Consider the following 23,837-nt stretch of genomic DNA (forward strand, 5'->3'; position numbering starts at 1 on the left):
ATTAAAATTTATAAATTTCCTTATCTGTAATCAACATATCAATTTTTTGATCGTGTTCTTCTTTTGGAACTTCATCAACCAATTGAAAGTCGTAGCCGACACCTATTTTTTTTGCATCGCTTCTAAATCTAGGCATCATTTTGTCATAAAAACCTCCGCCATATCCGATTCTGTAACCTCTTCTGTCAAAAACAGCACCCGGTGTAATACAAATGTCTACAATTTTCGGTTCTACCGGTCTTATGTTTTCTCCACTCGGCTCCAAAATTCCCATGTCTGAAGTTTGCAATTCTTCAGCGCTCTTAAGCTCCGAAAGAATCATTTCCTTTTTGTCATTATCGACAACAGGAACCAATACTCTTTTACCGCGTCTTAAAGACTCGGAAATGAGTTGTTTTGTATCGACTTCGCTTCTGTAGCTAACAAATGTAAATATAGTATTTGCATCTCTATATTCTTTCAATGCAAGCAGCTTTAAAAGAACAGTTTCGTCAGCACTAAATCTATCAGCTTCGTCCATAGAGTCTCTCATTTTTAAAATATTTTTTCTTAACTCTTTTTTATCCATGAGCTCACCTCAACTACATTATACTACAAACGGTAGCCATTTGTCATCTTTTTCTGAAATTTTTTATTTATTGTAATTTTTCTATAAATGAAAATTTAAAAAAAATGACAAGCAAATTATATCATCTATTTATTTTGCAAATTCTATTATTCTTTAGTATTAAAATCTATTATATCGAACTTTCTACTAAAATAAACGACTGACAAATGAATCGGCCGTTTCTTTCTATTCCATAAATAAAATAACTTTTTCTTGTTCCATGCTCTTTTTTATATCTATAATTCTTTGGTTCGAACTACCCCTAAATCTTAATTTTAAATCTTTGAGCTCCTCGACAAATCTTCCGTCGACAAGTACATCACATAGTTTCAATAGCTCTGTTCTTTTTTCATTTTCTAAGATTTCTTCATAAGTATAGCCCGAATAAATCCAAATCGGTTTATTGACACTCGCTTTAACAGATTTTAAAACTTCAATCAAATCCAAATTTTGCATCGGTTCTCCGCCAAGAAGTGTGAGCCCTGATACATTGTCGTCTTTTAAATATTCAATCACCTTTTCGGTTTCATCATCTGTCCAAATCTCTCCGTATTTAAAATCTTGGTAATCCTTATTGAAACAATTCCTGCAATTGTGTGTGCAACCGGTCACGAATATTACTGTTCGAATACCCGTGCCGTTTGCAACATCATATTTTCTTATTTGAGCATAATTCATTATATATGAAGAACCCTCGATTTAATTTCTTTTGTTCTTCCTTCATTCCAAAAGTTTTCACCGAGATATCCACAAGTACGTCTTATAACGGTGAGTCTCGACTTGTCCTTGTTGTGACATTGCGGACATTCCCATTCATTGTCGTCGTTAACAACAATTTCTCCGTCAAATCCGCATTCATGACAATAATCGCTCTTTGTGTTAAATTCAGCATATGTTATATGGTCATAAATGTATTTGACCATAGTAAGAACAGCATCAATATTATTTGTCATATTTGGAATTTCAGCATATGAAATCATACCGCCTGTGGATTGATCTTGGAATTCGCTTTCAAAATCAAACTTGTCGAAAACATTTATATTTTCTCTAACATCTACGTGATAGCTGTTTGTGTAATAACCCTTGTCGGTGACATCTTTAATTGAGCCAAACCTTGCGAGGTCAATCTTTGCAAATCTATTAGTAAGACTTTCCGCCGGAGTACCGTAGAGAGCAAATCCTATATTTGTTTCTTTCTTCCAATCATCAACCGCTTGTCTTAGTCTTCTAATAACTTTTACAGCGAAATCATGACCGCCCTTTGTATGCGTTTCTCCGGTCACTAAAATCGACGCTTCATAGAGACCTATATACCCTAGTGAAATTGTAGCATATCCGCCTTTGAGAAGTTTCGTCACCTTTTCATGCGGTTTTAAACGTGCGATTGCACCGTATTGCCAGTGAATCGGCGAAACATCGCTCGTGATATTTTCCAAAAGCTCATATCTAAACATTAGTGCTTTCTTTGCAAGTTCAAGCCTCTTTTCCAAGATTTCAAAATATTTCTTTTCATCTCGACCTGAAATAATACCGATTTGCGGTAGATTTAAACTGACAACGCCCATGTTAAATCTTCCGTCAAACACAAAGTCTCCGTTTTCATTTTTCCAAGGCGAAAGAAAACTTCTGCAGCCCATCGGTGCAAAAACATTACCGTCATAAATTTCTCTCATTTTTTTAGCTGAAATATAATCAGGATACATTCTCTTTGCTGTACACTTTGCTGCAAGCTCGGTCAAATAATAATACTTGCCATCCTTGTGCACATTGTGCTCATCCAAAACATAAATAAGTTTCGGGAACGCCGGAGTAACATAAACATCGGCTTCATTTTTAATACCTTCGAGTCTTTGTTTTAAAATCTCTTCAGTAATCATTGCCGCTTCTTTTTCGTATTCATAGCCCGGCTTAAAATACATGAAAAGCGTTACAAAAGGTGCTTGACCGTTTGTAGTCATGAGAGTATTTATTTGATATTGCATTGTTTGAATGCCGTCTTTAACCTCTTTTTTGGTCCTTTTTAATGCCACTTCTCGTGCCATTTCTTCGTTAGGTTCAATCTTGTAGATATTCTTTTGATCATCGAGTGCATCTTTAAAATACTTGTCAAAACTCTTCCTTACATAAGGAGCCAAAATTCTATCAATTCCATTTATTGATTGCCCACCATATTGTCCGGATGCAACTTGTGCAATAATTTGTGTGGTAACTGTGCAAGCAACTTGAAAACTCTTTGGCGAATCAATCTTTTTGCCGTTGATACATGTGCCGTTTTTAAGCATATCTTCAAGATTTATAAGGCAGCAGTTAAACATCGGTTGCATTATATAGTCCATATCGTGGAAATGAATTGCGCCGCTGTCGTGCGCCATAACGATATCCGTCGGCATCAAAATTCTTCTTGCGATATCCTTTGAAACTTCGCCTGCAATCAAATCGCGTTGCGTTGAAACAATCTTTGCATCCTTGTTTGAATTTTCATTTAGAACATTTGTGTTTGAACGATTCAAAATTCCGACAACATCTTCGTCAATCGTGTTTATTTGTCTCTTGTACTCCTGAACTGACCTGTAGCTTTCATATGCCTTTGCCGTTTGAACATTTCCGTATGTTATAAGTTTATAATACACCTGTTCTTCAATGCCGTGAATTGTCATCGGCTCGCTCACAACTTTTGCAAACGACTCGATCTCATCTGCAATCTTTTCCGCAAGACCTTCTTCATAAATTCCCGACGAAGAATTCATAGCTTTTAAAATCGCAATTGAAATCTTCGACTTGTCAAATGGAACTCTCCTTCCATCTCTCTTAATAACGTCCATAAATCCTCCTCTTATCTAAATCTAGATACCAAACTCAGGTATTTAGTATATAATCTCGTTTCATTTATCATTATACCCCAATATATTGTATATTGCAACAGTCTATAAACGGCTATTTTTAGTCAAAAAAGTCCTGTAAGCCTGTATCTAACAGAGATTTAAATCACAAAAAAATAGCTATAGAATTTTTCTATAGCTATTTTTTAAAATCTATTATTTATTGTGTATTATTTCTATCCTCCCTGCACCGTTTTATTTTTTCCTTTCTTATAAATCAAACCGGATAGCAAATAAAGTCCTAAAATCCAAACAATTTGCAAAATCAGAAACTTTAATATATCCTCTGTCGGCATTATTCCAGCCATAATTTTCGCAGGAATATAATATGAATACGAAAGCGGTGACCAAAGTGAAATATTTCTTAAAAGTTCCGGGAAGAAATCAATCGGTAAAACAATCCCTCCGAGCATCCACATTATGTCAAAAATCATATCTCTGAAAGTGAGCACCTGATTGAACCAAAAGCTTAGAAATCCAATTATAAGTTGCACAAAAAATAAAATTGTAAACCCTAAAAATGTGGATACTATTCCGAGAAGTGCCACAGACAAACTTATACTTTTTGTAAAAATTGCCAAAACTATATATAGAGCGATTGGCACAATTGAAATCACAAAAAAATTACCGACCTTTTCGAATAATTTTAAAAGTCTGATGTCTATCGGTCTTGTCATCCAAGTTATTATGTTTCCGCTGTTTATAAGCTCCATGCTTTCATAGCACACATACATTGCGGGTGAATAGATTATCGATAAAATATTTACTATCAAAAAATAAAGTACAATCGAGTTTAGCGTAAATCCTCTACCGACATTTTCCAGATTTGCATATTTCCAAAAGTACCAACTTATGATAACTTGTATCGGTATGGTTATGAATCCGAAATAAAAGTCCATTTTGAATGCACTGCTGTTTAGAATTCCGGTTTTAAAAAGTCTTATATATTTTTTCATCTTAATTTCCCGTCGAAACATAGTGTTTCAGTGCTTTCTTTGAGAATAATTTAAAAATAGTACAAAGTAATATAAATCCGGCTATTGATATCAAGATATACTTGCCGGCACGATTTTCACCGAACGCAATTTTCGTCGGAACTGTACTAATAAGAGTTATTGGTATCGTGTAAACAAAAAGATTATAGATAACTTTCGGAAAGATATCCATAGGATAATTTTTTGAATCCTTAATCGAAAAAAACAATTCCCGTACATAAAATATTTTGCCGAAACAAAACGCAAGCAAGCTGAATATTCCGTAAAGCAAGCTGAAATTTAAACTTGCAAATATTGACACAATTACCGCAAGGAGAACATTTATAATCTCAAATTTAAAACTATTTTGTGATATAAATATGCAAACAATAAAAAATATTAAATTCAAAAAAATATACAAAAAATTCATTCTCTCAAGCAATACAAGTTTGAATGGATTTTGTCCGCGCACCATAAACATATCAAATTCACCGCTTATTATCTTATACTCCAAATCGCGAAATCCGAAAAATATTGAGTTTATTGAAATGAACAAAAAATTAAAACCGATCAGCAATAATATTTTATTAAAATCCCAGTTTTGAAATTTCACTCCGACGTTTTTCAAAGCAATCCAAAATATAAAATTATTAAAAATTGTTATGAGCACTCCAAAAACTGTAGAAAAAGATTCAAACTTGAATTCAAGCTTGTTTTTTGTATAAAGTGTCAAATATCTTTTGAGCAATTTGAAATTTTTACTTATAGAATACATATAACAGCTCCTCAAGATTCGGACTTCTGAAATAGAATTCATTCGGCGGTATTTTGTCTAAACTTTGACTTTTAATCATTATAGCTTCTTTTTGAGGAATAATATATTTATACTCTCCGTGATTTTCTTCCACAAAAAACTTTGTATCAATTTCTAAATCCATTTTTGAAATTAAAACCAAATTTTCATCCTGCATTTTTCTAAAATCTTCGTGCGTTATATCGAGAAGCTTCCGCCCTTTGTTAATCAAAATGATGTTGTCACACAACTTTTCGACATCTACCAAATCATGTGTCGTGATTAGAATAGTCTTCCCCTCAGCTCTAATATCGTTTAGAATTTTTCTGAATGCCAATTTTGAAGTTATGTCGAGTCCCAAAGTCGGCTCATCGTAAATCAAGAGTTCCGGCTCATTTATAAGACTTACCAATATCTCAATTTTTATTCTTTCGCCCAAACTCATATTTCTCACCTTTTTGTCGACAAGATTTGTGGCATCTATAATCTTCGCATATTTGTTTATAGTTTTCTCGTAATCTTCATCCGAAATATTATAAATATCTTTCATCAACAAAAGAGATTCCTTTGCGGCAAGATTGTACCAAAGCGAGGAACGATTTCCAAACATTATTCCATATTTCTTCGAAATTGTTTTTATATCCTTGCCCGGATTAAAGCCTATGACATTTATTTCTCCGCTGTCCGGCAATAAAATTCCGGCAATCATCTTAATTATTGTGCTTTTCCCTGCACCGTTCGGTCCGATAAGTCCAGCAATCTTTCCTTTAGATATCGAAAAACTAATATCTCTGACTCCATCTCCGCCTTTATAAATCTTCGAAACATTTTTTAATTCAACATAGTTCATAACTTTCTCCAAAAACATGCAGTATAACAAATTTCTAAAACTTTTTTAAATGATATTATTATATAACTTATTATGATAAAACCAAACGAAATATCCCGCTTAGGTCATTTATGTAACATTACTTGTCAATGAGCGATCACTTTCAATCTATAAAATATTCATCTATTTTTATTATACATTATTTAATAATGAAATCCAAACGTCTTCTAAAATAAATATATAATTCAAAAAACTCTTATCGGAGTCGCCCCAATAAGAGTTTTCGTGTTGTTGTATTAATTACACCATTTATATTTTATTTGTTTTTATTTGCAATTTTCTTTACTGCTTCTGCAACTTTTTCAGGGATTGTCATATCCATCGGATCCGGAATAACGTGGTCGGCGTCGAGTTCGTCTCCAACGATGTCTGCAATTGCGTGTGCAGCTGCCATATTCATTTCAGGAGTAATTCTCTTTGCACGTGCATCGAGAGCCCCTCTAAAGAGTCCCGGGAAACACAATACATTGTTGATTTGGTTAGGGAAATCGGAACGACCGGTTCCAACAACCTTTGCGCCCGCTTCTTTTGCTTCGTCAGGATAAATTTCAGGAACAGGGTTTGCCATTGCGAAAATGATTGCATCCTTGTTCATGCTCTTCACCATTTCCTTTGTTACAGCGCCCGCAACGCTTACACCGATAAATATATCGGCGCCTTTCATTGCATCTTCAAGAGTTCCTTTTTCGTTGTTTTCATTTGTAATTTCTGCAACTTCATTTTTAATCCAGTTGTTTCTTTCGTTTCCTCTGTAAACAATTCCCTTTGAATCGAGAATTAAAATGTGCTTTACACCCAAATCTCTCATCATTTTAAGAATTGCAACACCCGCTGCACCGCATCCGTTTATGACAACTTTTACATCTTCGGCTTTTTTGCCTACAACTTTAAGTGCATTTATAATACCTGCGGTAACAACGATAGCCGTTCCGTGTTGGTCATCGTGGAAAACAGGAATGTCAAGTTCTTCAACAAGTCTTCTTTCGATTTCAAAACATCTCGGAGCAGCAATATCTTCAAGATTTATACCTCCAAATGTCGGTGCAATCATTTTAACAGTTTCAATGATTTTTTCGGTGTCTTGCGAATCCACCAAAATAGGAAAAGCGTCTACATTTCCAAAATGTTTGAACAAAATTGCTTTACCTTCCATAACAGGCATGCCGGCTTCAGGACCTATATTTCCAAGACCCAAAACTGCGGAGCCGTCTGTAACAACAGCAACGAGATTACCCTTTGCGGTGTATTTGTATACATCTTCTTTGTTTTCCGCAATCTTTTTACACGGTTCAGCTACACCCGGTGTGTATAATAGTGCTAAATCGTCTTTTTTAGTTAGCGGATATTTGGATTCAACCTCAATTTTGCCCTTATAATCTTCGTGTAACTTTAGTGCCTTTTCCTTGTAATCATGTGTTTCGCTCATTCTCTCAAAAACCTCCTCAATAGAAACTCTATTTACATTTATATTTTGTGTGTAAAATTCCTCATAATCTTCATCGAGTATCGTAAAATATTCTATTTTACGAGTTGCGAGAAGTGTTGAAATTATCGTAGAAAATCCTCCTCCGTCGGCCGCTTCCAAATCAGCTTTAACATTTAATCCGGAATTTTTAAGTCTATTTTGCAAATTCAGAAAACTTCTTTTCATAAGCTCATACTCGAAAGCCCCTACCTTGCATCTTGCACATTTTTTGGCTTTGTAGGGATTGTTTAAAGGCCTATCCAAAATCAACCTTAACTTTTTCTTTTTATCGCTTACGATTTCCGGGACCTCAACTTTGTCGATATAATAAACATTTAAGCCCAACGGTTTCAATTCATTACCATTATTGTCTAAAAATTTGAATCCGAACTCCGAAAGAAATCCCATTCCTACATCAGTTATATTAAGAAATCTCACATCCAAATATACTATATCATAAAATTCAAATAATTTCAAAATCTCTTTTCCAACTAAAGTAGAAGCGTCCTTAAGCATAATACTGCCACCTTCGTGAGGCGTATATAAAACCGCTTCTTCATTAATTATTTCTATATCATTCTCATTAACATATTTATTTCCAAAAAAATAAATTCTATCTATCATCAGAATCTTCCTCTCATTTATATATACCCTATTGACATTAATTTTCACACGTTTTAGCACAAAGCATAAAATTTTAGATAAAAAATATATTCCAAATACTACTTTTTTATGCTATAATAGTTGAAGAGGTGATTCATTTGAAGAAATATATGACAAAAGACTCAATAAAGAGTTATCTACTTATTTTAATCGGTATTACAATGGTTGCTTGTGGCGTCCATTTCTTCCACTCACCGTTTCACTTGGCAGTCGGCGGAGCATATGGTATTGGTATTGTATTTTCTGAATTTACCGGTCTCCAACCGGGAGACATAATGCTAATTGTAAATGGTGTTTTATTTGTTCTCGCATTTTTACTTATCGGCGCATCATTCGGTATAAAAACTATACTAGCAAGTCTTGGTACTTCCGGTATAGTTAAAGTATTGGAATTTATCGCTCCAAATCCGCAAAGTTTATCCGGCGATATAATGCTTGATTTGATTTGTGGTGTAATTTTGTCCGCAATCGGAATTGGAATAGTCTTTAATCAAGGCGCTTCAACCGGTGGAACAGATATTCTCGGTAAAATTGTAAACAAATTTACCGGAATCGACATCGGTAAAGCCGTTCTATATTGCGACTTTTTAATTACACTTGGAGCAACCTTGGCATACGGACCAAAAACCGGACTTTATTCCCTATTCGGCGTAGTTATAAACGGTCTAATTATTGACTATGTAATTGACGGCATGAATATAGCGAAAGAAGTAACTATTGTTGCTGATGATCCTACTCCAATTGTTCATTTCATACACAACGAATTAATTAAAACTTGTACACTTTACGATGCTCACGGTGCTTATAGCGGCAAACCGAAACAAGTTATAGTGACTATACTGGATAGAAGAAGTTATGTACAACTAAAAGATTTCTTAAAGTCCTCCGACCAAAAAATATTTACATGGATAAAGAATTCATCTGAAGTTCACGGAGAAGGCTTTAGACCTATAGAATAACAAAAAGCATGATTGAATTTACAAAATGTAAATCATCATGCTTTTATTTTTTACTCATTACGAAAATTACTCCTAACTATGTTCCACAAGTTACAATTTCCGCCTTTATATATATCAAAAATTTTCTACTTATCACCAAAGAATTTTGAATATATATTTTTTTCACGTGACTGTATTTCGTCAATCGATACATTTGATTTTAGTGCTTCTCTTTCTTTTATGTCTTCTACCTTGTAGGAACCATCCTTATCTTTACTGATTTTTACGAGTGCAATGCTCTTGACACTCTTCTCTTCCCCTTTATATATCTCTATATAACAAGTGTCAGAAATATCAACTTCCGGCTTCCACCAAAATTCATCTCCGGAATTTAGTTTCAAACTTTTCACAAACTCGTGCGGACTTTTTAAAAATACATATCCTTCTTTTGTTTCAACGAAATACTTTTCGTTTTCGCCAAGCAATCTAAACCCTGTGTTTAAATCAAAATCAACTACCGCAAAATGCGGATTGTTTTCAAAATTATCCACTGAAAGCTCCGTCTCTTTTCCAAATATACCGTCTGATTTTCCGCACGACGTTATAATAAGACTCACGATAATAAGCATTAAAAGTAAATTATTCTTTTTCATAATAAACATCCTCCACTATATTAATTGTTGTTAACATAACTGCAACTATTCTTTTCTTAAAAAATAAAAGACCTATCTAAATGTTTTTAAATTACTTATTTATCTTAAAAACAATCGTATAATTAAGAAGAGTTCCAATTCCAGTTTTCTCATTTCCGACCGGAACTATTTGAACCAATTCATAACCTTCTTCAGCTTTTTCTGCGATGATTTTCTTGCATTCTTCAAAAGTATCTGTTCGACCGGCTCTCAAGCCACCTTTTATAGGTACTTCTACAAATTCGTATTTAAACATTTTTCCCCCTCCATATGTAAAATCTATTTAACTTTATTATACTCCACTAAAAATATATAATCAAATTTACATCATTCTAATTTTATTTTCTTAAAAACTTAAAAAAAAGACTCTTTTAAAATCAATTAAAAGAGTCTTTTTTACTACATACCTTTATCTTCTTTGTCCTGTCTTCTTAGTTCTCTCAATATTTCAGTCATTGAAAGGTCACCTAAAATTTCAGGTTCTTCGATTCTTTCTTCAGGTTCTTCATGTTCTTTTATATATAGAGGATCATCTTCCGCAAGTGGAACTTTTACATTCATATATCTCTTCATACCTGTTCCTGCAGGGATTGTCATACCGATAATAACATTTTCCTTGAGTCCTACGAGGTGGTCTTCCTTACCTTTTATTGCTGCATCCGCCAAGATTCTTGTAGTTTCTTGGAATGATGCTGCGGATAAGAACGAGTCAGTTGCAAGAGATGCTTTTGTAATTCCGAGGAGTGCTCTTTCACCTGTTGCAGGAATCTTTCCTTCAGCTTGAAGTTCCTTGTTTTGTTCTCTGAATTCATAGAGCGAAACAAGTGTGCCCGGAATGAATGTGCTGTCTCCGGCATCATCAATTCTCACACGTGATAGCATTTGTCTAATGATGATTTCAACGTGCTTGTCGTTGATATCAACCCCTGACATTCTATATGTTCTTTGAACTTCCTTAACAATATATCTTTCAACGCCTTTGACGCCTTCGATTTTAAATATATCGTGCGGGTTAATAGAACCTTCTGTGAGCGGATCTCCCGCATTCACAACGTCACCTTCGTGAACCTTTAGAGTCGAACCGAAAGCAATTTGATATACTTTGGATTCTTCTTCATTTTCAACTATAACTTCACGTTTCTTTTCGTCGCCCGCAAGTGTAACTTTTCCTGAGATTTCAGTTATAACAGCAACCCCTTTAGGTTTTCTTGCTTCGAAAAGTTCTTCAACTCTCGGCAAACCTTGAGTGATGTCGTCAGCCTTAGCAACACCGCCGGAGTGAATAGTTCTCATAGTAAGCTGAGTTCCAGGTTCCCCGATTGATTGTGCTGCAACAATACCGACTGCTTCTCCGATGTCAACTCTGTTTCCATTTGCAAGGTTTTTACCATAACATTTAGAACATACACCATGTTTTGCATTACATTGAAGAACAGATCTGACTTTAACGCTTTCGATTCCAATATCTTGGATATGTTTTGCCATTTTTTCAGTTATTAGTTCATCTGTTGTACAGATGACTTCACCGGTATTAGGGTCCACAATATCTTCAAAAGGATATCTTCCTTCAAGTCTGTCTTTCAATTCTTCAATGACTTCATTTCCGTCTTTAAAGGTTGTGATTTCGATATAACCGTCTGTGTGACAGTCGTCTTCACGAACGATAACATCTTGAGAAACGTCTACCAAACGACGTGTCAAATATCCTGCGTCAGCAGTCTTTAGAGCCGTATCGGAAAGTCCTTTTCTAGTACCGTGTGATGAAATAAAGAATTCCATAACCGAAAGTCCTTCACGGAAGTTTGACTTGATTGGGATTTCAACAGTCTTACCTGTTGAAGATGCCATAAGTCCACGCATACCTCCGAGCTGTCTGATTTGGTTCTTAGAACCACGAGCTCCGGATGTTGCCATCAAATAGATGTTGTTGTCGTGTGGCAAAACATTCATAAGTTCGTCTGTAACCTTATCAGTTGCATCGTTCCAAATATCGATTACTTGAGAATATCTTTCTTCTTCAGACATTCTACCACGTCTATATAATTTTTGAACTTTATCAACTTCTTTTTGTGCTTCATCTATAATGCTTTGCTTTGTTTCAGGAACTGTAACGTCACTCATAGAAACCGATATAGCTGATAGTGTTGAATATTTATAACCTGTAGCCTTGATATAGTCAAGAACTTCAGCAGTTATATTGTTTCCATGTTTATTGAAGCATGCATCAATGATTGAAACAAGACCTTTCTTATTTACAACCTTGTCTACTTCCAAACTGAACGGATCTTTTTCTCTGTCGACAAATCCTAAGTCTTGCGGAATTCTTTGGTTGAAAATAAATCTTCCGCATGTTGATTCGACCGTTTTAAATCTGCCATCTTCAAGATAAACTCTAACTCTAACTCTGTCTTGAAGCGTTATCTTTCTATTAAATAGAGCGACAATCATTTCATCGTAGTCTTTGAATGAGTGAATTTCATCTTGTGGTGTAAATCTATCCATTGTGAGATAGAAGCAGCCAAGAACCATGTCTTGTGATGGAGCTGTGATCGGCTTACCGTCCTTCGGTGCTAAAATATTGTTTGTTGAAAGCATCATAAGTCTTGCTTCCGCTTGTGCTTCAACAGAAAGCGGAAGGTGAACAGCCATTTGGTCTCCGTCGAAGTCAGCGTTAAACGGTGTACATACGAGCGGATGAAGCTTTATAGCCTTTCCTTCAACGAGCACCGGTTCAAATGCTTGAATACCAAGTCTGTGAAGTGTCGGGGCACGGTTCAATAGTACCGGGTGATCCTTGATAACCTTTTCAAGTTCATCCCAAACTTCACTGTCCATTCTTTCAATCATACGTTTTGCATTTTTAATATTGTGAGCCTTCTTAGACTTCACAAGTTCATGCATTACAAAAGGTTTGAAGAGTTCAAGTGCCATTGTCTTCGGAAGTCCGCATTGATAGAACTTGAGTTCAGGTCCTACAACAATTACGGAACGTCCTGAATAGTCTACACGTTTTCCAAGAAGGTTTTGACGGAAACGTCCTTGTTTACCCTTTAACATATCATTCAAACTCTTAAGCGGTCTGTTTCCAGGACCTGTGACAGGTCTTCCGCGTCTACCGTTGTCTATCAAAGCGTCAACAGCTTCTTGTAGCATTCTCTTTTCGTTCCTTACGATAATTTCAGGTGCTCCAAGTTCCAAGAGTCTTTTTAATCTATTATTTCTATTAATTACACGTCTATATAAATCATTTAAGTCCGAAGTTGCAAAACGTCCCCCGTCAAGTTCTACCATAGGTCTTAAATCAGGCGGTATAACAGGAAGTGCGTCAAGTATCATCCATTCCGGTCTGTTTCCACTTAATCTGAATGCTTCAACAACTTCAAGACGTCTTGTAATTCTTACTCTCTTTTGTCCGGTTGCTCCGACAAGTTCTTCTTTTAATTCCTTTGATATTTTTTCAGGGTCAACTTCCATCAAAAGTTCTTTGATTGCTTCAGCGCCCATTCCGGCTCTGAATCCTCCCGGGAACTTCTTTGAATATTCGTCATATTCCTGTTCTGTCAAAAGCTCTTGTTTTACAAGATTTGTTTCGCCTGGATCAAGTACGACATAGTTCGCAAAATATAGAACCTTCTCAAGATTTCTCGGACTCATATCCAAAATAAGTCCCATTCTTGAAGGAATACCTTTGAAATACCATATATGTGAACACGGAGAAGCAAGTTCTATGTGTCCCATTCTTTCACGACGAACTTTTGCCTTTGTTACTTCCACTCCGCATCTATCGCAGACTACCCCCTTGTAACGAATTCTCTTATACTTACCACAATGACATTCCCAGTCTTTAGTAGGTCCGAAAATTCTTTCGCAGAAAAGGCCCTCTTTTTCAGGTTTAAGTGTCCTGTAATTTATGGTCTCCGGCTTTTTTACCTCGCCATAAGACCATGAACGGATTTTTTCCGGAGATGCGAGTCCAATTTTTATTGATTCAAAATTTTCTGTTTCGAACAAATTATGCCCTCCCTTTTATTCTGATTCATCTTCATCAAAATATTCCAAGTCATCATCGACTTCGTAGTCATAGCTTTCGTCGCTATCGTCTTCTTGTTCCTTCAAATCATCTAGACTTACTTCTTTTTCATCTTCATCGGAATCTTCAAGTCCGTAATCTGAATAAGAGCTAATTGAACTCATTTCATTTGTAATTTCATTTAAGTCAGTCGGTTCATCGTCCAAATACTCTTTTAATTCTATTTCATTTTTATTTTCATCCAAAACTTTAACATCAAGTGCGAGGGATTGAAGTTCTTTGATTAAAACCTTGAAACTTTCAGGAATTCCCGGTTCAGGAATATTTTCACCCTTTACAATTGCTTCATAAGTCTTAACACGTCCAACAATATCGTCGGATTTTACAGTTAACATTTCTTGAAGCACGTGGCTTGCACCGTAACCTTCAAGAGCCCAAACTTCCATTTCCCCGAATCTTTGACCACCGAATTGCGCTTTACCTCCGAGTGGTTGTTGTGTAACAAGTGAGTATGGTCCTGTTGAACGAGCGTGAATCTTTTCGTCGACCATGTGGTGGAGTTTAACCATATACATGTATCCGACCGTTGCAGGTCTGTCAAAAGGAAGACCTGTCCTTCCATCTCTAACTTCAATCATACCCGTCTTCGGATAGCCCGCTTCTTCGAGCGATTCGATTATGTCATTTTCATTTGCCCCGTCAAAAACAGGTGTTTCAACATAGATGCCGAGTTTCTTTGCAGCAAGTCCCAAGTGAACTTCCAAAACTTGTCCAAGGTTCATACGTGACGGAATACCTTGAGGATTCAAGCAAATTTGAAGTGGTGTGCCGTCCGGTAAATATGGCATATCTTCTTCAGGAAGAATCCTTGAAATAACACCCTTGTTTCCGTGGCGTCCGCACATCTTGTCTCCGACCATAATCTTTCTCTTTGTTGCAACATAAACTCTTACACTTCTATTTACTCCCGGTGGCAATTCGTCTCCGGCTTCTCTTGTATAATTTCTAACATCGACAACAATTCCTGTTTCGCCGTGTGGAACTTTTAAAGAAGTGTCTCTTACTTCTCTTGCTTTTTCACCGAAAATTGCTCTTAAAAGTCTTTCTTCAGGTGCAAGTTCTGTTTCGCCCTTAGGCGTAACCTTTCCAACAAGGAAATCTCCGGATGTTACTTCGGCACCGATTCTAATAATGCCTTCTTCATCCAAATCTTTGAGCATATCTTCGCCGACATTCGGAATGTCTCTCGTAATTTCTTCAGGTCCTAGTTTTGTATCTCTCGAATCGAGTTCGTATTCTTCAATATGAACTGAGGTGAGAACGTCGTCAACTACAAGCTTTTCATTAATCAAAATAGCGTCTTCGTAGTTGTAGCCTTCCCAAGTCATAAATCCGATAAGCACGTTTTTACCGATTGCCATTTCTCCGCCGTTTGTTGACGGACCGTCGGCAATAACATCTCCCTTTTCAACTCTTTCACCCTCATGAACGATAGGACGTTGATTCAAAGTTGTACCTTGGTTTGAACGGATAAACTTGCTTATAGAATATGAATCTTTCTTTCCGTCGTCTGTTGCAATAACAATTCCTGTTGAGTCAACAGATTCGACAACTCCGGCGTTTTTCGCAATAATAACCACACCCGAGTCAACTGCAGCTTTGTATTCAATACCCGTTCCAACAATAGGTGCCTCTGTTGTGATAAGAGGAACCGCTTGACGTTGCATGTTTGCACCCATAAGTGCACGTTTTGCGTCGTCTTTTTCAAGGAACGGTATAAGAGCTGTACCAACCGATACGATTTGTTTAGGTGAAACGTCCATATAATCGACATCTTCTCTCTTAAATACGTCGATTATCCCCTTGTGTCCACGTGCAACAACTCTATCTTCAATAAATCTGCCATTTTCATCAAGTTTTTCATTTGATTGTGCGATGACCATTTCGTCTTCTTCATCCGCCATCAAATAATCTATTTCATCGGTTACAAGGCCTTCCGGCTTTCTAACCTTTCTGTATGGTGCTTCAATAAAACCATATTCATTTATCCTTGCATATGTTGTAAGCGAAGTCATAAGACCGATGTTCGGGCCTTCAGGCGTTTCAATAGGACACATTCTGCCGTAGTGAGAGTTGTGAACGTCTCTTACTTCAAAGCCTGCTCTATCTCTTGAAAGTCCGCCAGGTCCAAGAGCTGACATCTTTCTTTTGTGAGTAAGTTCTGACAAAGGATTTGTTTGGTCCATGAATTGTGAAAGTTGCGATGAACCGAAAAATTCCTTAATGCTTGCAACTAGAGGTCTGATGTTAATAAGCGCTTGAGGAGTTGCGTAGTCCATATCTTGAATCGTCATTCTTTCTCTTACAACTCTCTCCATTCTTGAAAGTCCAATTCTGAATTGGTTTTGTAAAAGTTCCCCGACGCATCTGATTCTACGATTTGCCAAATGGTCAATATCATCAGTATTTCCCACTCCATCAAACAATAACAGTTCGTAGTTTACACTTGCCACAACATCTGAAATAAGAATATGTTTTGGGTAAAGCTTTCTATAATTTTGTACTACAGCTTTTTCCAAATCTTCTTCTTCCAAAATATCCATCATTGCAGGATAATATACTTTTTCTTTTATTCCGTATTTTTCAAGATCTATTTTGTCTTTAAATACTGCTGTGTCAACACACCAGTTTCCGACAACTTTAAGTTTTTTTCCGGCATGCAAAATAAACACAGAATTTATTCCTGCGTCTTCAATTCTCTTCGCATCTTCCGGTGTCAAAACTTGTCCTTCCTCATACAAAACTTCTCCTGTATTCGGATCGACAACATCTTCTGCAAGGGTTAAATTTTTTATTCTATTTGCTAAGCCCAACTTTTTATTGAGCTTATATCTTCCGACTTTTGCTAAATCATATCTTTTGTAGTCAAAAAACATATTGTACAAAAGACTTGTTGCTGATTCCTCTGTTGCAGGTTCTCCAGGTCTCAGTCTTTTATAAATTTCAATAACAGCTTCGCTCTTGTTCTTTGAAGGATCCTTTTCAAATGTTTTTTGTAGAACTTCAAAATCTCCAACCGCTTCTATAATATCCTCATTCGATTCTATTTCAAAAGCACGAAGAAGCGTCGTCAATGGAACCTTTCTGGTTCTGTCGACACGAACACTCAAGCTTCCCGTTGTATCCGTTTCATATTCAAGCCATGCCCCTCTATTAGGAATAACTTGTGCATTGACTTGCAAATTACCGTTTTTATCATAACTTGAAGTGTAGTAAGCACCAGGACTTCTTACAAGTTGGCTGACAATAACTCTTTCAGCACCATTAATAATAAAAGTCCCCGTCTTTGTCATAAGAGGTAAATCTCCCATGAAAACTTCTTGTTCCTTGACTTCACCCGTTTCCTTATTTATAAGTCTAACCTTAGCACGAAGCCCTGCGGAATAGTTTGCATCACGCATTCTTGCTTCAGATTCGGTATACTTAAGCTTGTCATCAAGTTTATAATCGACAAATTCCAGTATAAGATTTCCTGCGTAATCTTCAACCGGACTAACATCGTCAAAAACTTCCTTTATTCCATATTTTATGAACCATTCGTAGGACTCTGTTTGGACTTCCAAAAGATTTGGCATATCTAGAGCTTCGTCGATTCTGGAATAACTCATTCTTGTTCTTTTACCATACTGTACAGGATGTACCATGTATTATATTCACCCCTCACAAAAATATATGAAACCAACCAAAAGACCGAAATAATTGCTTAACCGTCATAACTGACAAGTCGCCAAAAAACCGCTCCGGTCAAGTGCTACAGCAAAATTTATCTTTTGTCGGCTCCTTTCAATACATAGCGGAATCTTAAAAAATAGTGAGAATAATCCACTTTTATATTCATCTTCTTATGATATCATAAAAAAATCACTTTGTCAAGCAAGTTTATGGCGTTTTTTAATATTTTTTTGTCTTCCCTCTTATTTTTTCCTATAACCCGCCATAATCTCTTCCAAAATTTCAGGACTGGTCTTCGGAGTGTATGATAGGGCGTTTGCTCCGGCATTTATCGTTGCCATAATATGTTCATCTGTATGTCCGCTCGTTGCAATTATTGGAAACTCATTTCCAACTATCTTCCTCACTTCCATCACAAGCTCAGGAGTGTTCTTCCCACCGGCTACATTTAAAATTCTAGCACCTGCCTCAATTTTACCCAATATATCATCATTTATGCTTGCAATAGTTGTGACAATTGGAATATCCACATATTCAGCCATAGCTTTTATAACCTCATTTTGCATCGGTGCATTTACAACAACACCGAAAGCCCCATGAAGTTCCGCCTGAAATGCAATTTCTATAGCTCGCGGCCCTGACGTGATGCCTCCACCGACTCCAACAAAAACCGGAACCGGTGCGACATCAAGAATCGCTTTCGTTATCGAAAGTTCAGGCGTAAAAGGATAAACCGCCATAACAGCCTCTGCATTGTTGTTTCTAATAATTGCTACATCTGTAGTAAACATCAGACTCTTTATCCTTCTGCCCATAATATTTATACCGGAACATCTATAAGCCGCTTCCGGCATCATTTGTACATGACGTCTCAAATTTGTTTCCACGCTCGGTATGTATCTTCTGGTCTTGTTGTCCATATCCATTACATTAACTATGCAATCGTCTTTTTCAATATCAGTGAAATCAAGTTCTTGTTCCTTTTCAATTTCTTTGTTTTTCATATTTCCCCTCCTTAAAAAATAAAAGCGTCCCATAAGGGACGCTTAAAAATTAAAACCTATAGTTTTCCAACCAAATCAATGCCCGGTGTTAAGGTATCATCGCCTGGTTGCCATTTTGCAGGGCAAACCTTATCGCCATGTTCGAAAACAAATTGGCTAGCTTCAACCTTTCTCAAAAGGCTTAAAGCATCACGGCCAATTCCCATGTCATGAATTTCATATGCGGAAACCTTTAAATCAGGATTAATAATGAATGTTCCTCTTAAATTTTGTCCTTCTTCAGGAACATAAACTCCGAACATTTCGCCGAGTTGTCTTGTTCTGTCTGAAAGCATTGTGTACTTGATTTTACCGATTGAAGGACTTGCATCTGCCCATGCTTTGTGAACAAATTCAGAGTCTGTTGAAACTGAGTAAATGTCGCATCCAATCTTTTGGAATTTTTCATAGTTTTCAGCCAAGTCTTCAAGTTCTGTAGGGCAAACGAATGTAAAATCTCCTGGATAGAAGAAAAATACACTCCATTTTCCTTTTAAATCATCCTTTGAAACTTCAAAGAACTCACCATCTTTATATGCAGTAACGGTGAAATCACCAATTTCTTGCCCAATCATATTTTCAATAAATAAATCTGATAACATTTTTTCCTCCTTAATATTAATTATGGTTATAACAACCATTCCATTAATATATATACCCCCAAAAAAACAATTTAAACAAATTTATTTTTTCCCGAGAAGAGTCCCAAAAATACCTCTTACAAGCTCATTTCCAATCTTTCGGCTTGCTGTTCCTATCATCGAATTGATAACTCTGCCGCCAAATTTCTCAAGCTCGCTTCTATTCTTTTTCCTCTCTCTTTCAAGACGTTCTTCTTCTTTTTTTAATCTCTCCTGTTCTTTTCTAGAAAGTTCTTCTGCTTTTATTCTTTCTTTTTCCTGTTCGAGTTTTTCCTTTTCAGCATCTATTCTCTTCTTTTCTGCAAGAAGCACCTCGTATGCGGACTCTCTATCAATCACATCCTTGTACTTGGACATCAAAATTGAAGAATTCGAAAAATCCCTTATATCTTCTTCACTCATAGTTCCAAACGAACTCATTGGCGGCATAATAAGAGCCTTTTCAGTTACTTGAGGAAGTCCCTTTTCATCAAGACATGAAACAAGTGCCTCCCCGCTCTTCATATTTGTGAGGGCAGATTCTATATCAAGATTCGGATTTTCTCTGAAATTCATCGCCGTATCCTTTATCATCTTTCTATCCTTCGGGGTGAATGCCCTTAATGCGTGTTGAATTTTATTTCCAAGTTGAGAAAGCACGTCCTCCGGTATATCCCCAGGACTTTGCGTAACGAAAAACACGCCCACTCCTTTTGAGCGAATAAGTTTAATGACTTGAAGAAGTTTATCTTTTAATACTTTACTTCCTTGGCTGAAAATCAGGTGCGCTTCATCAAAGAAAAATAACATCTTAGGAATTTCCAAATCTCCAACTTCCGGAAGAATTTCATAAATCTCCGACAAAAACCAAAGAAGAAATGTGGTATAAAGTTTTGGACGTTGGAATAAAACTTTTGAATTTAATATATTTATAACGCCTTTCCCATCAGTAGTTTTCTTTATCAAATCGTTCACATCAAGAGCAGGCTCACCAAAGAATTTTTCTGCACCTTCATTTTCCAGAACTAAAAGTGCTCTGTTGATTGCCCCGACAGATTGCGGAGAAATATTCCCATATTCTGCACGAAGTTCATTGCTGTTTTCAGAAATATAATTCAAAACTGATTTCAAATCCTTAAAATCCAAAATTAAAAGTCCTCTTTCATCTGCAACTTTAAATGCAATATTTAAAATTCCCATTTGGACATCGTTAAGTTCTAGTAAATTCGATAGAAGAATAGGTCCTAAATCAGAAACAGTCGCTCTTATTGGAACGCCTAAATCCTCCAAAATATCCCAAGATTGAACCGGAAAACTTTGAAAATTAAAACTATTATCGCCTATAAAATTTAATCTTTCATTTATCTTTTCATTTTCTTCTCCGGCAATATGTAGTCCATACAAATCGCCCTTTACATCCGGAATAAAAACCGGAATACCGAGCATAGATGCTCTTTCCGCTATAACTTTTAAAGTTGTTGTTTTACCGGTTCCTGTTGCTCCTGCAATAAGTCCATGTCTGTTTAACATCTCCGTTTTAAGAAAAACTTGACTTTCACCCTTTCCAATAAGAATATCAGTCATGTAAACACCCCCATCTAATTATATGTTTAAATAGCTTTAAAAGTCAATAGTGTTAATAATTCTTATAATTGGGTATATCATTATAAAGAGGTGATTATATGACAAAAATATCTGTGCTTAATTTGGTGCCAAAATACAACGACGAGACTATGACAGATGCTTTCAAAAGAGCAGTCGCATTGGCAGAATTTGCAGACAAACACGATTTCTTAAGATACTGGGTTGCAGAACATCACAACAGCCCAGGGGTGCTCAGCTCCGCAACTGAAATTATTCTCGCACATATTGCCGATCATACAAATAGAATTAGAATAGGAGCAGGTGGAGTAATGCTTCCAAACCACACAGTTTTTCAAGTTGCTGAAAAATACGGTACTCTTGAAGCATTATTTCCGGGAAGAATTGACCTTGGAGTCGGAAGAGCTCCTGGAACCGACATAGAAACCGCAAAACTTATTTATAGAAATACCTACCAATTAGAAAGTTTCCAAAAAGCAATTGAAGAACTACTCGACTACTTTTCAAAAGAAGCACGCGATTTCAAAGTTGCACCATATCCTGGAGTCGGTACAAATGTTCCTGTTACAATTTTAGGAAGCTCACTTGACTCAGCAACAGTTGCCGCAGAACTAGGACTACCTTATTCATTCGCAGGTCACTTTGCCCCTAACACAGTTGAAGCAGCTTTTAGACTATATAGAAGAAACTTTAAGCCAAGCAAATATCTTGATAAACCATACACAATGCTTGGACTTTCAGCAAATATTGCTGATAATAAAACCGACGCCGACGAACTGGAATTCCACGCAATTCAAGTATTCCTACAAATACTCGACGTGAAGAATAGAAAGGAATTCGAAAAAATCAATCCTGACGAAGCTCCTGAACTGACATCAATGCAAAAATTTGCACTGAGAACAATGCGCGGACTTCACATAGGTGGAGATAAGGATGAAGCTTCCAGACAATGGAGAGAAATGAAGGAAAGATACCAACCTGACGAACTTATTGCTGTCTGCTACATTCCTGAATATGATAAACTTGAAAAATCATACGAAATGTTGGAAGACATAGTATTGAACGACTAAAAAAGGCCCCTTATGGGGTCTTTTAAAATACATTTGATTCTATTAAAAGTCTAACTATCTCTTCCAAATTTTCTTTGTCAAATTCATTAAAACGATTTAAACTATAGGAGTCCAAATCAAGCACTCCTATTTTTTTGTCATTACATATTATTGGAACTACAATTTCAGACCGAGACATTGAATCGCACGCAATATGCCCCGGAAACTTTTCTACATCCGAAACCACAAAGGTCCTTCCCTCTTTAAATGCAGTTCCGCAAACTCCGCTTCCAACTTTTATCCTATTACATGCTGCCTTACCTTGAAACGGTCCCAAAACAAGTTCTCCATCTTTTTCTAAATAAACTCCGGCCCAACTTACATCGGGAAGCTCCTTTATAAAAGCTATGGAGTTACACAAATTGGCAAGCTTGTCGCTTTCCTTATGAAGTTGGAGCTTTATATTAAAAATAACTCTTTCGTAATCCATATTCCACCTCAATAAATATTATAACTTATAAAAAGAAAAAATTGAAGAGCGTTGGAAATAATTATTAGATTAAAGTATGAATAATATAAAAATTAGCGGTTAATATTCTTGTTATTAATATTGTAAAAATACTCGAATCATAAAAATATATTACCATATAAAAAAGAGGAGATATTTATACCTCCTCTATATTTATAATATTACCAAAAGTTTGTATTTTGAACAAAAAAGAGGAGATATTTATAACTCCTCTATATTTATAACTTCCCTATATTTTTAATTTTTCGATAAAATTGATGAATAACACGAAGTGCAGAATTTTTACTGCCCGAGGCGTACTGGCAAGTACGTCGAGGGTTGAAAAATTCGAACGAGTGTTAGTCGCAATTTTAGCAAAAATTTGTATTTTAAACAAAAAAGAGGAGGTAGAACCTCCCCTCTATACTTCTTAATTTTTAGGATAAATCGATGTATAACGCGCAGTACAGTTTTTTCGCGAATGAGGTGTGCTAGTGCACACCGCAACGAGCGAATAAAACGAAACAAGCGTTAGACGCGATTTAGACAAAAATTAAAATTATTCGATAATTTCTGTTACAACTCCAGCGCCAACTGTTCTTCCGCCTTCTCTGATAGCGAATTTAAGTCCTTTTTCGAAGCCCTAGCCCTGCAAGTCACGAGCTGAAAGCGAAGTGAATGCAGCGGCAGGTCTTGTGCCAAAGATTCCTAAGAGGCGGAGTGTTAACGAACGCCGATTAGCAGAATCTGTCGGCCATAGAAAAATACAAGAAAAGCAATTGCCTTTGCAATTGCTTTGATTGTTTATTATTCGATAATTTCAGTTACAACTCCAGCGCCTACAGTACGGCCACCTTCACGAATAGCGAATTTAAGTCCTTTTTCTATAGCAATCGGTGTGATAAGTTCGATTGTGAATCTTGCGTTATCTCCCGGCATTACCATTTCTACGCCTTCTTCAAGTTCGATGTTTCCTGTTACGTCTGTTGTTCTGAAGTAGAATTGTGGTCTATATCCGTTGAAGAATGGGGTGTGTCTTCCGCCTTCTTCTTTGGTTAGTACGTATACTTCTGCTTTGAATTTTGTGTGTGGGTGTATTGTTCCTGGTGCTGCAAGTACTTGTCCTCTTTCGATTTCTTCTCTTTGTACACCTCTTAGTAGTACTCCGATGTTGTCTCCTGCTTCAGCGACGTCAAGGAGTTTTTTGAACATTTCTACGCCTGTTACAACTACGCTTCTTGGTTTTTCTTGAAGTCCAACGATTTCTACTGTGTCTCCAACTTTTACTTGGCCTCTTTCAACTCTTCCTGTTGCTACTGTTCCACGTCCTGTGATTGTGAAGACGTCTTCTAC

18 protein-coding genes and 1 pseudogene are annotated in these 23,837 nt (G+C 36.4%); 2 read left to right on the forward strand and 17 right to left on the reverse strand.

All coding sequences use genetic code 11. The features are described from left to right. Position 1: 1 nt before the first annotated feature. The 7 genes from C7381_RS07670 to C7381_RS07700 all read right to left on the reverse strand — a co-directional run bounded on the left by C7381_RS07670 (position 2) and on the right by C7381_RS07700 (position 7,568). A complete protein-coding gene (locus tag C7381_RS07670; protein ID WP_034547580.1) occupies positions 2–568 on the reverse strand; it encodes a 5-formyltetrahydrofolate cyclo-ligase in 567 nt (188 codons plus the stop codon). A gap of 225 nt (positions 569–793) precedes the next feature. Further along, complete coding sequence (gene nrdG, locus C7381_RS07675; RefSeq protein WP_116480517.1) at positions 794–1,285, reverse strand: anaerobic ribonucleoside-triphosphate reductase activating protein; 492 nt, start codon at positions 1,283–1,285, stop codon at positions 794–796. Beyond that, positions 1,285–3,429, reverse strand: a complete 2,145-nt coding sequence (gene nrdD, locus C7381_RS07680; protein ID WP_116480518.1) for an anaerobic ribonucleoside-triphosphate reductase — start codon at positions 3,427–3,429, stop codon at positions 1,285–1,287. Before nrdD ends, nrdG begins: the two co-directional genes overlap by 1 nt. A 233-nt stretch (positions 3,430–3,662) precedes the next feature. Continuing rightward, entirely contained in the window at positions 3,663–4,442 is a 780-nt protein-coding gene (locus C7381_RS07685) for an ABC transporter permease (RefSeq protein ID WP_165803639.1), read from the reverse strand. A 1-nt stretch (position 4,443) separates the two neighbouring features. Further along, positions 4,444–5,235, reverse strand: a complete 792-nt coding sequence (locus tag C7381_RS07690; RefSeq protein ID WP_165803640.1) for an ABC-2 family transporter protein — start codon at positions 5,233–5,235, stop codon at positions 4,444–4,446. Continuing rightward, entirely contained in the window at positions 5,219–6,103 is an 885-nt protein-coding gene (locus C7381_RS07695; protein ID WP_165803641.1) for an ATP-binding cassette domain-containing protein, read from the reverse strand. Before C7381_RS07695 ends, C7381_RS07690 begins: the two co-directional genes overlap by 17 nt. Positions 6,104–6,398: 295 nt before the next feature. Next, positions 6,399–7,568, reverse strand: coding sequence for an NAD(P)-dependent malic enzyme (locus C7381_RS07700; protein WP_116480529.1), 1,170 nt, complete (start codon positions 7,566–7,568; stop codon positions 6,399–6,401). A gap of 791 nt (positions 7,569–8,359) precedes the next feature. Here C7381_RS07700 and C7381_RS07705 point away from each other — a divergent pair. Next, positions 8,360–9,229: a YitT family protein gene (locus C7381_RS07705; RefSeq protein ID WP_245893820.1), complete on the forward strand. Its 870-nt coding sequence runs from the start codon at positions 8,360–8,362 to the stop codon at positions 9,227–9,229. 125 nt (positions 9,230–9,354) lie between these two features. Here C7381_RS07705 and C7381_RS07710 read toward each other — a convergent pair whose 3' ends face one another. From C7381_RS07710 to C7381_RS07740, 7 genes are all read right to left on the reverse strand, one after another. Next, positions 9,355–9,861 (reverse strand): hypothetical protein, encoded by a 507-nt coding sequence (locus C7381_RS07710; protein ID WP_116480522.1) that lies wholly within the window; start codon positions 9,859–9,861, stop codon positions 9,355–9,357. A 91-nt stretch (positions 9,862–9,952) separates the two neighbouring features. Beyond that, positions 9,953–10,156 (reverse strand): DUF4177 domain-containing protein, encoded by a 204-nt coding sequence (locus C7381_RS07715; protein ID WP_116480523.1) that lies wholly within the window; start codon positions 10,154–10,156, stop codon positions 9,953–9,955. Positions 10,157–10,299: 143 nt separating this feature from the next. Further along, entirely contained in the window at positions 10,300–13,911 is a 3,612-nt protein-coding gene (gene rpoC / locus C7381_RS07720) for a DNA-directed RNA polymerase subunit beta' (RefSeq protein WP_116480524.1), read from the reverse strand. A gap of 15 nt (positions 13,912–13,926) precedes the next feature. Then, positions 13,927–17,634 carry a DNA-directed RNA polymerase subunit beta gene (gene rpoB, locus C7381_RS07725; RefSeq protein ID WP_116480525.1) on the reverse strand — a complete coding sequence of 1,236 codons (3,708 nt, stop codon included), beginning with the start codon at positions 17,632–17,634 and terminating at the stop codon, positions 13,927–13,929. Positions 17,635–17,904: 270 nt separating this feature from the next. Beyond that, positions 17,905–18,588 (reverse strand): beta/alpha barrel domain-containing protein, encoded by a 684-nt coding sequence (locus C7381_RS07730; protein WP_116480531.1) that lies wholly within the window; start codon positions 18,586–18,588, stop codon positions 17,905–17,907. 134 nt (positions 18,589–18,722) lie between these two features. After that, the gene (gene ahpC, locus C7381_RS07735; RefSeq protein ID WP_034547596.1) at positions 18,723–19,307 is read right to left on the reverse strand and encodes an alkyl hydroperoxide reductase subunit C; all 585 of its coding nucleotides are present in this window, start codon (positions 19,305–19,307) and stop codon (positions 18,723–18,725) included. Positions 19,308–19,388: 81 nt separating this feature from the next. Next, complete coding sequence (locus C7381_RS07740) at positions 19,389–20,909, reverse strand: helicase HerA-like domain-containing protein (protein ID WP_116480526.1); 1,521 nt, start codon at positions 20,907–20,909, stop codon at positions 19,389–19,391. Between the two features lie 98 nt (positions 20,910–21,007). On the opposite strand from C7381_RS07740, the gene C7381_RS07745 reads away from it, so the two are divergent. Continuing rightward, positions 21,008–21,997 (forward strand): LLM class flavin-dependent oxidoreductase, encoded by a 990-nt coding sequence (locus C7381_RS07745; protein ID WP_116480527.1) that lies wholly within the window; start codon positions 21,008–21,010, stop codon positions 21,995–21,997. A gap of 22 nt (positions 21,998–22,019) precedes the next feature. Here C7381_RS07745 and C7381_RS07750 read toward each other — a convergent pair whose 3' ends face one another. From C7381_RS07750 to C7381_RS07760, 3 genes and pseudogenes are all read right to left on the reverse strand, one after another. Next, positions 22,020–22,466, reverse strand: a complete 447-nt coding sequence (locus tag C7381_RS07750; RefSeq protein WP_116480528.1) for a GAF domain-containing protein — start codon at positions 22,464–22,466, stop codon at positions 22,020–22,022. Positions 22,467–23,043: 577 nt separating this feature from the next. Then, a pseudogene (locus tag C7381_RS08875) lies at positions 23,044–23,115 on the reverse strand (EF-Tu C-terminal domain-related protein); the annotation flags it as partial. Between the two features lie 176 nt (positions 23,116–23,291). Beyond that, positions 23,292–23,837, reverse strand: a 546-nt coding sequence (locus tag C7381_RS07760; protein WP_245893823.1) for an EF-Tu C-terminal domain-related protein, incomplete at its 5' end; no start/stop codon positions are given.

It is taken from the genome of Ezakiella coagulans, assembly GCF_003096635.1.
In the GTDB taxonomy this organism is placed as follows: domain Bacteria; phylum Bacillota; class Clostridia; order Tissierellales; family Peptoniphilaceae; genus Ezakiella; species Ezakiella coagulans.